14 protein-coding genes are annotated in these 14810 nt (G+C 67.4%); 5 read left to right on the top strand and 9 right to left on the bottom strand.

Going from position 1 to position 14810, the window contains the following annotated elements; genetic code table 11:
* Window positions 1–41 precede the first annotated feature (41 nt).
* The 9 genes from bamA to rpsB all read right to left on the bottom strand — a co-directional run bounded on the left by bamA (window position 42) and on the right by rpsB (window position 9643).
* Window positions 42–2366, bottom strand: a complete 2325-nt coding sequence (gene bamA, locus H6844_11755) for an outer membrane protein assembly factor BamA (protein ID MCB9930072.1) — start codon at window positions 2364–2366, stop codon at window positions 42–44.
* A 12-nt stretch (window positions 2367–2378) separates the two neighbouring features.
* Window positions 2379–3497 carry an RIP metalloprotease RseP gene (gene rseP / locus H6844_11750; GenBank protein ID MCB9930071.1) on the bottom strand — a complete coding sequence of 373 codons (1119 nt, stop codon included), beginning with the start codon at window positions 3495–3497 and terminating at the stop codon, window positions 2379–2381.
* 25 nt (window positions 3498–3522) lie between these two features.
* Window positions 3523–4716 (bottom strand): 1-deoxy-D-xylulose-5-phosphate reductoisomerase, encoded by a 1194-nt coding sequence (locus H6844_11745; protein MCB9930070.1) that lies wholly within the window; start codon window positions 4714–4716, stop codon window positions 3523–3525.
* Window positions 4713–5534: a phosphatidate cytidylyltransferase gene (locus H6844_11740; protein ID MCB9930069.1), complete on the bottom strand. Its 822-nt coding sequence runs from the start codon at window positions 5532–5534 to the stop codon at window positions 4713–4715. Before H6844_11740 ends, H6844_11745 begins: the two co-directional genes overlap by 4 nt.
* A 4-nt stretch (window positions 5535–5538) precedes the next feature.
* The gene (locus H6844_11735; GenBank protein ID MCB9930068.1) at window positions 5539–6276 is read right to left on the bottom strand and encodes an isoprenyl transferase; all 738 of its coding nucleotides are present in this window, start codon (window positions 6274–6276) and stop codon (window positions 5539–5541) included.
* A gap of 51 nt (window positions 6277–6327) precedes the next feature.
* Entirely contained in the window at window positions 6328–6885 is a 558-nt protein-coding gene (gene frr / locus H6844_11730; GenBank protein ID MCB9930067.1) for a ribosome recycling factor, read from the bottom strand.
* 53 nt (window positions 6886–6938) lie between these two features.
* Window positions 6939–7688: a UMP kinase gene (locus H6844_11725; GenBank protein MCB9930066.1), complete on the bottom strand. Its 750-nt coding sequence runs from the start codon at window positions 7686–7688 to the stop codon at window positions 6939–6941.
* 46 nt (window positions 7689–7734) lie between these two features.
* A complete protein-coding gene (locus tag H6844_11720) occupies window positions 7735–8658 on the bottom strand; it encodes an elongation factor Ts (GenBank protein MCB9930065.1) in 924 nt (307 codons plus the stop codon).
* A 142-nt stretch (window positions 8659–8800) separates the two neighbouring features.
* Window positions 8801–9643 carry a 30S ribosomal protein S2 gene (gene rpsB / locus H6844_11715; GenBank protein MCB9930064.1) on the bottom strand — a complete coding sequence of 281 codons (843 nt, stop codon included), beginning with the start codon at window positions 9641–9643 and terminating at the stop codon, window positions 8801–8803.
* Window positions 9644–9894: 251 nt separating this feature from the next.
* Here rpsB and H6844_11710 point away from each other — a divergent pair, with 251 nt between their 5' ends.
* From H6844_11710 to queC, 5 genes are all read left to right on the top strand, one after another.
* Window positions 9895–10797 (top strand): DMT family transporter, encoded by a 903-nt coding sequence (locus H6844_11710; GenBank protein MCB9930063.1) that lies wholly within the window; start codon window positions 9895–9897, stop codon window positions 10795–10797.
* Between the two features lie 4 nt (window positions 10798–10801).
* The gene (locus H6844_11705) at window positions 10802–11692 is read left to right on the top strand and encodes a DMT family transporter (GenBank protein ID MCB9930062.1); all 891 of its coding nucleotides are present in this window, start codon (window positions 10802–10804) and stop codon (window positions 11690–11692) included.
* A gap of 92 nt (window positions 11693–11784) precedes the next feature.
* Entirely contained in the window at window positions 11785–12900 is a 1116-nt protein-coding gene (gene leuB / locus H6844_11700) for a 3-isopropylmalate dehydrogenase (GenBank protein ID MCB9930061.1), read from the top strand.
* A 184-nt stretch (window positions 12901–13084) separates the two neighbouring features.
* Window positions 13085–14077, top strand: coding sequence for an asparaginase (locus H6844_11695; GenBank protein MCB9930060.1), 993 nt, complete (start codon window positions 13085–13087; stop codon window positions 14075–14077).
* Window positions 14078–14081: 4 nt separating this feature from the next.
* Complete coding sequence (gene queC, locus H6844_11690; protein MCB9930059.1) at window positions 14082–14807, top strand: 7-cyano-7-deazaguanine synthase QueC; 726 nt, start codon at window positions 14082–14084, stop codon at window positions 14805–14807.
* The last annotated feature ends 3 nt before the right edge of the window (window positions 14808–14810 follow it).

The following is a 14810-nucleotide window of genomic DNA, read 5'->3' as shown; positions in this document are numbered from 1 at the left end:
CATCCCGGGTCTATAACTGGCGTATGGGCCGTGCGGCGTCGCTAGAAGCGCGTGCCGAAGCTGAAATGGAACAGTTGCTCCTTGTCATAGTCCTCTTTCAGCACGGGGAAGCCCAAGTCAACCCGGATCGGACCGAACGGCGATTCCCAGGACGTTCCGACACCAACCGTCGCGCGCAGCGCGGAGTCGTCGGCGACGCCGGGCAGATTGCTCTGGTCCAGGTGGAACACCGATCCGGCCTCCGCGAACACGCGGCCCTTCAGGGCGAACTCGTCCGGCAGGCCCAACGGGAAGGACAGTTCGACGGTGCCGACGCCAAAGGCATTGCCGCCCAGCGCATCGTCGGTGTTGAGGTCGCGCGGGCCCATGCCCGCGGTCTCGAAGCCGCGGAAATTGTCGCCGCCCAGGTTGAAGCGCTCGTTCACGCCGACATCCTGACCAAGGCCGAAGATATAGCCGCCCTGGCCCTGCACCGAAATCACCAGGTCCGGCACGATGCTGTAGTAATAGCCGGCGCTGACGCGGTTGCGGATATAGCGTTTGCTGCCGCCGAGGCCCGCGATTTCGTTGGTCATGCTGGCGACGACGCCGTGGTTCGGGCTGAACCGGTTGTCGCGGTTGTCGAAGGTCAGCGTGTGTGCGATCGCGGATGTGGTGGACTGGCCGGAATCGGCCTTGATATACGGCGAGGCGTCCGACGCCGGGCGCGTATCGTCGGCGCGCAGCGTGTAGGACCAGCTTTGCGTCAGATGCTCCGAGAAACTGTAGCCGGCGCGCAGTCGGCCGCCGGTGGTATCCCGCCGGAACGAGCTTTCGTCGGTGTTGTCTTCCTGGACCCGGAAAATGTCGAAACCGGCCGCCAGTTCGCGGTCGAGGAAATAGGGTTCGGTAAAGCCGATATCCGCCTGCTGGCGCCGACCGGAAATCTGGAGCCGCAGCCGCAGGTCCTGGCCCTTGCCCAGCAGGTTGCGCTCGCGAATGCCGATGTCGCCCAGCGGGCCGTCGGAGGTGGAGAAGCCGGCGCCGAACGAGACTTCGCCCGTGGACTTCTCCTTCACCTCCACGTCGAGGTCGAGGCGGTCCGGCTGGCTGCCGGGCTTGGGCTGGATGTCCACCGTCTCGAAGAAGCCCAGATTGTTGAGGCGTTCGCGCGAACGCCGCACCTTGTTGGTGTTGTAGGCGTCGCCTTCCGCCAGTCGGAATTCGCGCCGGATCACCCGATCCTGGGTGCGGACATTGCCGCTGATATTGATCCGGTCGACATAGACTTTCGGCCCTTCGCCGATGCCATAGGTGATGTTCAGCGTCAGGTTTTCGCGGTCGCGCTCCACCCGCGGCCGCACGTCGACGAAGGCGAAACCCTCATTGCCGAGAAAGTCGGTGATGGCGTTGACGTCGGTGTCGACCACCGACGCATCATACCAGTCGCCCGGCTCGACGGTCAGAATCGGCAGCACGCTTTCGGCCGTGACCTCCGGCAGGCGGCTTTGCACATTCACCTTGCCCACGTGATAGCGTTCGCCTTCCTCCAGGGTGAAGGTGACGACGAAGCCGGTCCGTTCCGGGGTCAGTTCGGCGACGGCGGAGAGGATGCGGAAGTCTGCATACCCTTCCTTCAGGTAGAAGCGGCGCAACTGTTCCTGGTCGACATTGATCCGGTCCGGATCGTAGACGTCCGCATTCGTGTAGAAGCGCCACCAGGCGGTCTCCACCGTCGCGATCTGGCCGCGCAGGCGCGAGTCGCTGAAATGGGTGTTGCCGATGAACACGATACGGTCGACGCCGGTCAGCGGGCCTTCGTCGATTTCGAACACCAGGTCGACGCGATTCTGGTCCAGGCGGATCAGTTTCGGCTCGATCTTGGTGGAATAGCGGCCATTGCGGCGGTAGACCTCGATCAGGCGCTGGACGTCCGCCTGCACCCGGGCGCGGGTGTAGATCGACCGCGGCCGCAACTGCACCTCCGCCTGGAGGGCGTTGTCGTCGAGGCGCTTATTGCCCTCGAATGCCACCCGGTTGATGATCGGGTTCTCCGTCACCTTGACGATCAGCGTGCCGCCGGTGGGGGATTGCAGCAGTTCGGCCGTGGCGAAGAACCCGGTCGCGAACAGCTTTTTCAGCGAGGCGTTGATTTCCTTCGGATCGAACGGATCGCCGACCTGAACCGTCAGGTAGGAGAGAACCGTTCCCCGGTCGACACGCTCATTGCCTTCCACCTGGATGGCTTTGATGATGCCTTCGGCCTGCGGCCGGGCTTGCGTTTGCGCGTTCGCCTGCGTCGCCATTCCGACCGAGATCGTTACCAGCGTCGTCGCGATCACCAGCCATCGCAATGCGGCGGCGGCGGCTTCCCTGCACCTATCCATCGGCTTCCGTCATCATACGTTCAGCAGATCCAGCACATGGAAATAGACGAGATCGTTCCACGAGGCAAAGACCATCAACGCGATCACCAAACCGAAGCCGATTCTGAGGCCGGCATCGCGCACGCTTGGCGGCAAGGGTTTGCCGCGCAGCGCTTCGATCACGAAAAACAGTAAATGGCCCCCGTCCAACATTGGCACCGGCAACAGGTTAATCAGAGCCAAGTTCAGCGACAGCAATACCATAAAGTGCAGCACGGCGGCCACGCCGAGTTGAGTAACCTCGCCAGACATGTGGGCTATTCGCGCCACGCCGCCGATCTCGTTTGCTGACCGGTCGCCGGCGATGATTTGCCAGACAACGTCGACGATTGTTCCCGTCAGGACCCAACTCTGCCGCGCGGCCTCGACCACGGCGGAAAACGGGTCGTGGCGAATGCTCTCATAGCCGGTGCGGGCGACGCCGATGCGGCCAAAGGCCTGTGGGTTGCCGAAGCTGTCCTTCTGCTCAATCCGCTCGGGCGTGAGCGGCAGCACCAGAATCCGGCCGTCCCGTTCGACCTCCGCCGGCATGGTCTCGCCCGGATGCAGCGAGACGATGCGTTGCAGGTCCTCGAAGCGCTGCACGCCCTCGCCATCCAGCGAGCGGAACCGGTCGCCCGGTTGCAGGCCGGCGGCCGCGGCCGGGCTGTTCTCCAGCACCTGGCCGACGACCGGCGGCGTGTAGGACTGGCCGATGGTCATGAAGGTCAGCGCCATCACCACGATGGCGAACAGCACGTTGGCGGCCGGGCCGGCGGCGACGATGGCCATGCGGCTCAGCACCGGCTGGGTGGGAAAGGCCGTGGCGCGCTCGGCCGCGCTCATATGGCTGAGCGCCTCGTCGTCGGGGCTGGAGGATTCGTCCGCGTCGCCGCGCATGCGCACATAGCCGCCCAGCGGCAGCACCGAGACGCGCCAGCGGGTGCCGTGGCGGTCGTACCAGCCGAACACCTCCCGGCCGAAACCGATGGAGAAGGTCTCGACGAACACACCGCAGCGGCGCGCCACCCAGAAATGGCCGTATTCGTGCACGAACACCAGCACGGACAGGATCAGGATGAACGGAACGATATACTCGATCAGGATGCTCAAGGCGCGACCTCCCGGGGCGCGGATGTCACTGTGCGGCGCGGGCCGGGAGGATCACCTTCCGGCGTTGTCGGATGGCCTCGCCGGCCGCGGCCCGGGCCAGCCGGTCCGCCTCCCAGACGGCATCGAGACCATCCAGCGGGGCGGGAGAGACCCGATCCTGGCAAATGGCGACGATGGCCGGGATATCAAGAAAGCCGATCTCGCCGGCGAGGAAGGCGTGCACCGCCGCCTCGTTGGCGGCGTTGAGCACGGCGGGCGCGGTGCCGCCGGCCTTCATGGCCTGCCGGGCCTGGTCGAGCGCGGGGAAGCGGGTGGGGTCCGGCGCCTCGAAGGTCAGGTCGCCCATGCGGGTCAGATCCAGATGCTCCACCGCGCAGGCGGCGCGCTCGGGCCAATACAGGGTTACCGCCACCGGCGTGCGCATGTCCGGCAGGCCCAGCTGGGCCAGCACCGAGCCGTCGCGGTAGGAGACCAGGCTGTGGACGATGGACTGCGGATGCACGACCACGTCGATCCGGTCTTCCGGCATGGCGAACAGGTGCCCGGCCTCGATCAGTTCCAGCCCCTTGTTGAACATGGTGGCGGAATCGATGGTGATCTTCGCGCCCATGTCCCAGTTGGGATGGCGCAGGGCCTGCGCGGGCGTCGCCGCCGCCATCTCCGCCAGGCTACAGGTGCGGAACGGTCCGCCGGAAGCGGTCAGGATGATGCGGTGGACGCTTTCCGGCCGGGCGCCGTCGAACACCTGGAAAATCGCGTTGTGCTCGCTGTCCACCGGCAGCAGGCGGCTGCCGGTGGCCTTGGCTTCGGCGGTCAGCAGGTGGCCGGCGCAGACCAGGCTTTCCTTGTTGGCGAGCGCGATGGTGGCGCCGCGGCGGACCGCTGCCAGGGTCGGGGCGAGGCCGGCGGCGCCGACAATGGCCGCCATCACCCAATCGGCCGGACGGTCCGCTGCGGCCAGCACGGCGCTCTCGCCGCCCGCCACCTCGATGCCGAGGCCGGCGAGGTCGTCCCGCACCGCCGCCGCCGCCGCCGGGTCGGCCATGGCCACGAAGGCGGGGCGCAGGGCGCGGGCGCTGCGGATCATCGCCGCGGCGTTGCAATTGCCGGTCAGGGCCTCGACCCGGAATGCGTCCGGAGCTTCGGCCAGCAGGGCGCAGGTGGTCTGGCCGACCGAGCCGGTGGCTCCCAACACGGAAACGCTGCGCCTGCCGTTCATAGCCAATGCCATCCTGCAAGATTGAGGGCCGCCGTGACCGGCGCCGCCGCCAGCAGACTGTCGAGCCGGTCCATGACGCCGCCATGGCCGGGGATCAGGCCGCCGGAATCCTTCACTTTGAACTGTCGCTTCAGATGCGATTCGAACAGATCGCCCAGGCCGCCGGCAATTCCGACCGCAAGCCCGGCCAGGGCCGCCGGCCCGAAGGCGCCGCCGGTCAGGATCATGGCGGCGAGGCCGCCCACCAGGGTCGCCGCGGCGAGGCCGCCCAGCAGCCCGGACCAGGTTTTCGCGGGGCTGATGCGGGGCGCCAGCCGTGGCCCACCGACCGAGCGGCCGACCGCATAGGCCGCGCTGTCGGTCACCCATACCACCAGCATCACCCAGAAGATCAGCGCCATGCCGTCCGGCTCCAGCCCGCGCATCCACAGCAGGCTGAGGCCCGCCGGCAGGATGCCCGCCACGCCGACCGCCAGCCAGCCGGCGCGTTTCGAGCCGGCGGAGCCCGCATGCATGATCAGCAGCGCAATGGCGAGGCCGACGCCGACCATGCCGGCCGCCAGATAGCGATGGTCGGCCTCCGCCGCCACCATGAGCAGCACTAGCCCGACCGGCAGCGCCCAGCCGCCGACGCGCCCGTCGAGAAAACCGCAAATGCGGGACCATTCACGGCCCATCAAGCCGGCAAAGCCGATGATCATGGCCGCGAACGCCCAGCCGCCGGCCCAGGTCAGACCCAGGCCCAACGGCACCAGCACCGCCGCCGCGGCCAGCCGCCGGCTCAGACGGTCGCTCTGCGGGGGCGAGGCGATGCGCACGGCCTCACCCAACCTTGCGCCCACCGTACCGGCGGTCCCGCTGGCCATAGGAGGCCAGGGCGTTTTCCAGGGCGGTGCGGTCGAAGTCCGGCCAGAGCGTTTCGGGGAACACGAACTCCGCATAGGCGGACTGCCACAGCAGGAAATTGCTGATCCGCTGCTCGCCGCTGGTGCGGATCACCAGGTCGGGGTCGGGAATGTCGTGGGTGTAGAGATAGCCCGAAACGGTCTCCGGCGTGATCGCCTCCGGGTCGAGCCGGCCGGCGACCGCGTCCGCGGCCATGCGCCGGACCGCGGCCGCGATCTCGTCGCGGCTGCCATAGCTGAGCGCAATCACCGCCGTCATGCGCCGGTTGCCGGCGGTTTTGGCCTCCATGGCCTCGATGGTCGCCAGCACATCCGCGGGCAGGCGCGTGCGGTCGCCGATCACGCGCAGGCGCACGCCGCGTTCGTGCATGGTGCTGGCCTCGCGCTGCATGGTGAAGCGCAGCAGGCCCATCAGGTCGTCGACCTCGTCCAGCGGCCGGCTCCAGTTCTCGGAGGAGAAGCTGTAGAGCGTCAGGTATTCGATGCCGAGGTCGAGGGCGGTCAGCACCGTATCCTTCGCCGCCTGGGCGCCGCGGCGGTGGCCGGCCACGCGCGGCAGGCCACGACGCTGGGCCCAGCGTCCGTTGCCATCCATGATGATGGCGACATGGCGCGGAACCGGATGCGGGGTCGGGGCGGGGGAGTTTTGAACCATGGATTGATTGCGGTGCGCGGCAGCGAGGCCGGCCTGTCCCGGCGCGTGCCGTCAGACCTGCATGATCTCGGCATCCTTGGCGGCCGCCGCCTCGTCGATCAGCTTGATGTGTTCGTCGGTCAGCTTCTGGATCTGGTCGGCCAGTTTCTTGTGCTCGTCCTGGCTGATATCGCCGTCCTTTTCCTCGCGCTTCAGCCCGTCCATGCCGTCGCGGCGCACATTGCGCACCGCAACCTTGGCCTGTTCGGCATAGCGGCCGGCGACCTTGGTCAGTTCCTTGCGCCGCTCTTCCGAGAGTTCCGGGATCGGCACGCGCACCAGCTGGCCGTCGGCGGACGGGTTCAGGCCCAGGTCGGAATCGCGGATGGCGCGCTCGACCGCACCGACCATCGACTTGTCCCAGACCTGCACGGTCAGCATGCGCGGCTCCGGCACGCCGACGGTGCCGACCTGGTTCAGCGGCATCTCCTGGCCATAGGCTTCGACCCGGATCGGGTCGAGCAGGGCGGTGGAGGCGCGGCCGGTGCGCAGGCCGGCGAATTCGCGTTTCAGGGCTTCGAGCGCCCCGTCCATGCGGCGTGTGATGTCTTCCAGATCGCTGCCCGACATGCGAGTCCTCCTCGAAACGATTGGTGGCGGCGGCGGTTGGCGCCGGCCGCCCCTTATTCCTCAACGATGGTATAACGCCCTTCGCCGCGCAATGCTTGCACAAACGCACCGGGCGTGTGGATCGAGAACACCAGGATGGGGATCCGGTTTTCGCGGGCCAGCGCGATCGCCGCCGTGTCCATCACCCCCAGATCGCGCGTCAGCACGTCGAGGAAATGCAGCCGGTCATAGCGGGTGGCGCTCGGGTCCTTTTTCGGATCGGCGGAATAGACGCCGTCCACCTGGGTGCCTTTCAGCAGCGCGTCGCAGCCCATTTCTGACGCACGCAGGGCGGCGGCGGTGTCGGTGGTGAAGAACGGGTTGCCGGTGCCGGCGGCGAAGATGACGACGCGGCCCTTTTCCAGATGCCGCTGGGCGCGGCGGCGGATATAGGGCTCGCAGACGGTGGCCATGGGAATGGCGGACTGCACCCGCGTCGGCTGGCCCCGGCTTTCCAGCGCTGCCTGGAGCGCCAGCGCGTTGATGACCGTGGCCAGCATGCCCATATGGTCGCCGGTGGCGCGCTCCATGCCCCAGCCCTTGGCCCTGAGGCCGCGGAAAATGTTGCCGCCGCCGACGACGACGCAGACCTCGATCCCCAACCCCCGCACGCCGATAATGTCATCGGCGATGCGGGCGACGGTGTCGGGGTCGATGCCATAGGCCTGTTCGCCCATCAGGGCTTCGCCGGAGACTTTGAGCAGGACGCGGTGATAGCGCCGCGACGCGTCGGTTTTCGGTCCGTCGGTTTGCTCGCCGTCCATGGCAAAGAGGCCTTTCGGTACGGGGACCGGTTTCCGGTCCCGACGGTCAGTCTTTCTTGAGGGTGGCGGCGACTTCGGAGGCGAAATCGCTCTCCTCGCGCTCCACGCCTTCGCCCAGCGCCATGCGCACGAAGCCGGTGCAGGCCACGGCCGTGCCCAGTTCCTTCGCCAGTTCCTCGATCGCCTTGCCGACGCTCTTGTCCGGGTCGATGACGAAGGCCTGCTCCAGCAGCACGCTTTCCTCATAGAATTTGCGCATCCGGCCATCGACCATCTTCTCGATGATGTTTTCCGGACGGCCGGAGGCGCGGGCCTGCTCCACCAGCACCTGGCGCTCGCGCTCGACCACGGTCGGGTCGACGTCGTCGCGGTTCAGCGACAGCGGGTTGGAGGCGGCCACGTGCATGGCGACCTGACGGCCGACCTCGTTCAGGCGCGCGGCGTCGCCGGCGGACTCCATGGCCACCAGCACGCCGATCTTGCCGAGGCCCGGCGCGGTCGTGTTGTGCACATAGGTGGCGATCACGCCCTGGCCGACGGAGAGCTGCGCGACGCGGCGCAGATTCATGTTCTCGCCGATGGTGGCGATGGCGTCGGTGATCGATTCGGCGACGGTCTTGCCGTTGGCCATCTTGGCGCCGGACAGGGCTTCGACCGAAGCGCCGTTGTCGAGGGCCAGTGTGGCGATATCCGCCACCAGCGCCTGGAACTGGTCGTTGCGGGCGACGAAGTCGGTTTCGGCGTTCAACTCGACCACCGCGGCACGGACGCCATCGGCGGCGATGCCGACCAGGCCCTCGGCGGCAACGCGGCTGGCCTTTTTCGCGGCGGCCGCCAGGCCCTTGGTGCGCAGCCAGTCGACCGCGGCTTCCATGTCGCCGTCATTTTCCTGGAGCGCCTTCTTGCAGTCCATCATACCGGCGCCGGTCTTCTCCCGGAGCGCCTTCACGTCGCTAGCGGTGAATGCCATTACGAGTGAGTCCCTATTTCAATTTAGAGAGCGCGCGATTGCTGCCCCGGTTTTTGCCGGGGCAGAATGCGTGTTGGTGTCGCGCCGCGGTCTGCCGCGGCGATGCGGAGGCCGCCGGCCGAACCGGGCCGGCGCCGGACGGTCAGGCCGCCGGAGGGGTTTCGCCCTCGCCCTCGGACGCTGCGGCCGCGGCTTCGTCTTCCGGCGCCAGGGCGACGGGGGCTTCCTCGCCGCTGCCGTCCAGATCCTCGCTCAGGCCTTCCTCGGATTCGCCGAGGTCGATGCCGGAGGCGGCCATTTCGGCCTCCAGGCCGTCCAGGACGGCGGCGGACATCAGCTCGCAATAGAGGCTGATCGCGCGAATGGCGTCGTCATTGCCTGGGATCGGGAAGGTGACGCCGTCCGGATCGGAATTGCTGTCCAGCACGCCGACCACCGGGATGTTCAGCACCCGCGCCTCGGCCACCGCGAGGTGTTCCTTGTTGGTGTCCAGGATGAAGATCAGGTCGGGCAGGCCGGCCATTTCCTTGATGCCGCCCAGCGTCCGCTCCAGCTTTTCCTGCTCGCGGGTGAGGTTCAGCATTTCCTTCTTGGTCAGGCCCAGATTGTCCTGCGCCAGCTGCTCTTCCAGGTCGCGCAGGCGACGGATCGAGTTCGACACCGTGCGCCAGTTGGTGAGCATGCCGCCGAGCCAGCGGTGGTTCACATAGTACATGCCGCAGCGCTTGGCGTGCTCGGCAATGATGTCCTGCGCCTGGCGCTTGGTGCCGACGAACAGGACGCGGCCGCCGCCGGCCACGACTTCGCGCACCGCCAGCAGGGAGCGGTGCAGCAGCGGCACGCTCTGTTGCAGGTCGATGATGTGCACGCCGTTGCGCGCGCCGAAGATGAACGGCTTCATCTTCGGGTTCCAGCGCCGCGTGTGGTGGCCGAAATGCACGCCGGCTTCCAGCAGCTGACGCATGGTAAACGTGGGCATCGCCATGGGCCCGTATCTCCGTTTTCCGGTTGATCCTCCGCAGGCCGAGAGCCGAAGCACCGGAGCGACCGTCCACGCCGTGAGGGCGCAGTGCCGCAAGGCCCGCGTGTGAAGTGAGGCGGTGGATAGCGCGGCGGCGCTGCGATTGCAAGCGCGAATACCCGGCTGTCGCCCGAGCCCCGCGTGCCGTGCAGGGCTGGCATGTTGCCGTGCCAAACTGTTAGCCTGCTAAAGAAATCCGGTTATGCTGCGACGCCATGACGACAGCCACACTCTCGGCCAAGCGGGAAATTCGCCCGGTTGCCGCCGCCCTTTTCATGCTGGCCGCCTGTGGCTGCTTTGCGTTCAACAGCGTGTTCGTGCGCCTGGCGGCGGAGCAGGGCACGCACCCGTTCGTCGTCGCCTTCTTCCGCAACCTGTTCTCGTTCCTGATCCTGCTGCCGATGACCGTCGGCCGGTCCGGCTGGGGGGTGCTGATTCCGCGGCGGCTCGACCTGCTGACGCTGCGGGGCACGCTGAACGGCTCCAGCATGCTGGCCTGGTTCTATGCCGTGCCGCTGCTGCCGCTGGCCGACCTGACGGCGCTGGGCTTCACCGCGCCGCTCTGGGCGACGGTGCTGGCGGCACTGCTGCTGGGCGAGGCGGTGGGATGGCGGCGCTGGTCGGCGACGCTGATCGGCTTTGCCGGCGTCGTCGTCATCGTGCAGCCGGGCTTTGCCGACGTGCACTGGGCGACGGGCCTGGTGCTGTTCTCTTCCGCCATGTGGGCGGTGACGATCATCGTCGTGCGCCGGCTGACCTTCATCGAGCGGCCGGAGACGATTCTGCTCTATCAGGCGCTGATGATGGCGGGCATCGCGCTGGTACCGTCGCTGTTTTTCTGGACCACGCCGACGGGCGAGGTCTGGATCTGGCTGGTCGCGCTCGGCGTGCTGGCGGCGACGGCCCATACCTTCCACGTCCGCGCCTATTCCTTGCAGGAAGTGGCGGCGTTGCAACCGTTGGATTTCTCGCGCCTGCCCATCATCGCGGTGGCGGCCTGGGCGATTTTCGACGAGGTGCCGGCGCCGGCGGTCTGGATCGGCGCGCTGATCGTGTTTGCCGCCGGCACCTATATCAGCCATCGCGAGGCGAGGCTGGCCCGGCGCGGGCGGGCATGATCGCATGAACCCGCTGTTGCGCGCCGCCGTATTCGCCACCACGGCCACCTTGTTCTTCAGTTGCATGTCGATCCTGATCCGGCATGCTTCGACGGAATTGCATGCGCTCGAGATTGTGTTCTTCCGCAACCTGCTGGCGCTGGCCTGGATGACGCCCTGGCTGATCAAGACCCGGCTTTCGGGCATGCGCACCAAGCGCATCGGCCTGTTCGGCATCCGCGCCTGCATCAGCGTCGTCGGCATGACCAGCGGCTTCTGGGCCATCACCCTGATCCCGATTTCGGAGGCGACGGCCCTCAGCTTTTTGTCGCCGATCTTCGCCACCGTCGGCGCCGCCCTGTTCCTGGGCGAGGACGTGCGCCTGCGCCGCTGGGCCGCCGTTCTGATCGGCTTTGCCGGCGCGATGCTGGTGCTGCGGCCGGGCGCGGAGATCATCCAGTTCGGCTCGATCCTGGCCCTGATCAACTGCGTCGGCATGGCCGCCAACAAGCTGGTGCTGAAATCCCTGACCCGGACCGAGCGGGCCGAGACGATCATCACCTATATGGTATTGCTGCTGACCCCGCTCACCTTCGTGCCCGCCCTGTTCGTCTGGCAGTGGCCGTCGTGGGAGATGCTGGGCTGGCTGGTGCTGCTGGCCGGCTGCGGCACCATGGGGCACTGGTGCATGACCAAGGCGTTTGGCTATGCCGACCTGACCGTGGTGATGCCGTTCGATTTCACCCGCCTGCCGCTCTCGGCCCTGCTGGCCTTCCTGCTGTTCGCGGAGGTGCCGACGGTCTGGACCTGGATCGGTGGCGCGGTGATCTTTGCCTCCACCTTCTACATCGCCCGGCGCGAGGCCATGTTGGCCCGAGCCCGCGCCGCGGAGGCCCCGCCGGTGGCGGTGGCCTGACCGGTTGCGCCTTGCCCCTTGAGGTGCGGGCCGATTCGTGGGAAACCGCGCCCTCTCGATTGTCCACTCTCTCAGCACTGTGAAGCGAAGCCATGCCCGCCAACAAGAAAGTCTTTGTCCTGCCCGGCGACGGGATCGGTCCGGAAGTCGTGCATGAGGTGCGCCGCATCATCGACTGGATGGACCAGCGCCGCCATGTCTCCTTCGATCTGGCCGAGGGCAAGGTCGGCGGCGCGGCCATCGACGCCTCCGGCGTGCCGCTGACGGACGAAACCCTGGCCGATGCCATGGCCGCCGACGCGGTGCTGTTCGGCTCCGTCGGCGGGCCGAAATGGGAGACGCTGCCGTTCGAGGTCCAGCCGGAGCGCGGCCTGCTGCGCCTGCGCAAGGAAATGGACCTGTTCGCCAACCTGCGCCCGGCCCTGGTGTTCGACGCGCTCGCCGATGCCTCCAGCCTGAAAAAGGACCTGGTCGCCGGCCTCAATATCATGATCCTGCGCGAACTGACCGGCGGCGTCTATTTCGGCGAGCCGCGCGGCATCGAGGAGCTGCCGGACGGCCGTCGCCGGGGCATCAACACCCAGGTCTACACCTCGGACGAGGTGCAGCGCGTCGCCCGCGTCGGCTTCGAGCTGGCGCAGAAGCGCGACAACCGGGTGACCTCGGTCGAGAAGGCCAATGTCATGGAATCCGGCCTGATGTGGCGCCAGGAAGTCCAGAAAATCCACGACGCGGAATATCCGGACGTCCAGCTCAGCCACATGTATGCCGACAACTGCGCCATGCAGCTGGTGCGCGCGCCGAAGCAGTTCGACGTGATCGTCACCGACAACCTGTTCGGCGATATTCTCAGCGACTGCGCGGCGATGCTGACCGGCTCGCTCGGCATGCTGCCGTCCGCCTCGCTGGGCGGCGAGGATCCGACCACCGGCACGCGCAAGGCGCTGTATGAGCCGGTGCACGGCTCCGCGCCGGACATTGCCGGCCAGGGCAAGGCCAACCCGCTGGCGGAGGTGCTGTCGTTCGCCATGCTGCTGCGCTACTCGTTCGACATGGGCGAGGATGCGGACATGGTCGAGAAGGCGGTCGACAACGTGCTGAACGCGGGCTATCGCACCGGCGATATCATGACCCCCGGCGGCACTCTGGTTTCGACCGAGGGCATGGGCTCGGCGATCCTGGCCGAGTTGGACAAGCTGGGGGCCTGATCGGCGGACCGTCGGTTCCCGCTGCCGAAAAATTGGGCGGCGGGCGCAGGATTTTCGGCCAAACGGACCAGCAAGGCGTCCGTTTGGCCCGAAGTTCGCGCGCGCCCGCCGTTTCGCCTTGGGGGGCAGCCGCAGCCTCGATTAGGGTGTGGTGCAGCGCACAATCCCTCCAGAAAGCCTGACCATGCCCAAAGTCGCGATCATCGGAACCGGCGGTACCATTTCCTCCATCGGAAACGGCCCGCTCGACCTGTTGGAATACAGTCTGACGGGCCAGAAAATGACCGTGGACCAGTTGGTCGAGCGGTTTCCGGTGGTGCGCCAGGCGGCCGACCTGACGCTGATCCCCTACAAGGCCGTCGGCTCGCCGGAAATCGGGCCGCCGCACTGGCTGGAACTCACCCGCATGGTGCACGCGGCCGTGGCGGCCGATCCCGAACTCGACGGGGTGGTCATCACCCACGGCACCGCCACCACGGAGGAAACCGCCTATTTCCTCAACCTGTCGCTGAAGGTGAAACAGACGGTCGTGGTGGTCGGCGCCCAGCGCCCGTCCAGCGCCGAGAGCACGGATGCGACGCTGAATCTCTACAACGCCATCCGCACCGCGGCCGCGCCGGAATCGCGCGGCATGGGCGTGCTGGTGCTGCTGAACGACGAAATCCAGGCGGCGCGTGAGGTCACCAAGACCTCGACCCTGCGCCTCCAGACGTTCCGCACCGCCGATTTCGGCGTGCTGGGCCATGCGGACGGAGACCGGATCGCCTATTACCGCCAGCCGCTGCGCCGCCGGGCGCCGGAGACGGAGTTCGAGGTGAGCGGCCTCTCTGGCCTGCCGCGGGTGGACATCTCCTATTCCTATGGTGGCGTCGACGGCACCGCGGTCCGGGCCTTCCTGGCGGCGGGGGCCAAGGGAATCGTCGCCGCCAGTTTCGCCCCCGGCATGAGCCACCCGGCCGAGGTGGCGGCGCTGGAGGAGGCGGTGCAGCAGGGCGTTCCGGTCGTCGTTTCGACCCGCGCCGGCAGCGGTCGCGTCGCCCAAGGCCGGGTGATGGACAGCCGCGGTTTCATCGCCGCCGACAACCTGATTCCCCAGAAGGCCCGCATCCTGCTGATGCTGGCGCTGACCCGGACCAGCGACCGGGATGAGATCATCCGCATGTTTGCCGAGTACTGACGCCATGCCCGCCCCCGCGCAACCGCCGGCGCCGGAGCGCGCCCTGGTCCTGTTTTCCGGCGGTCAGGATTCCGCCACCTGCCTCGCCTGGGCGCTCGACCGGTTCGAGCGGGTGGAGACGCTGGGGTTCGACTACGGCCAGCGCCACCGGGTGGAACTCGATTGCCGGGCCAAACTCGCAGACGGCCTGCGCGGCCTGAAACCTGAATGGCGCGAGCGGCTGGGCGAGGATCACATGATTGACCTCGCCGTGCTGGGGCAGATTTCGGAAACCTCGCTGACCCGCGACGCGGCCATCGCCATGCAGGGGTCCGGCCTGCCCAACACCTTCGTGCCGGGGCGGAATTTGCTGTTTCTCACCTTCGCCGCCGCCATTGCCTATCGCCGCGGCCTCCGCCGCATCGTCGCCGGCGTGTGCGAGACCGATTATTCCGGCTATCCGGATTGCCGCGACGACACCATCAAGGCGTTGCAGGTGGCGCTCAATCTGGGGATGGACCACCGGTTCGTGCTGGAAACGCCGCTGATGTGGATCGACAAGCCGGCCACCTGGCGCCTGGCCGAGGCCATTGGCGGGCCGAGGCTGGTCGATCTGATCCTGGAAGAGAGCCATAGCTGCTATCTGGGCGACCGGTCGAAGCGCCATGCCTGGGGCTATGGCTGCGGCGCGTGCCCGGCCTGCGACCTGCGCCGCAAGGGCTGGGAAGGCTATCGGGCCGGGACAGGCTGACAG

Source organism: Alphaproteobacteria bacterium (genome assembly GCA_020638555.1).
In the GTDB taxonomy this organism is placed as follows: Bacteria; Pseudomonadota; Alphaproteobacteria; order Bin95; family Bin95; genus JACKII01.
Note: the sequence above shows the minus strand (reverse complement) of the source record. Positions and strands in the feature narration are given on the sequence as shown.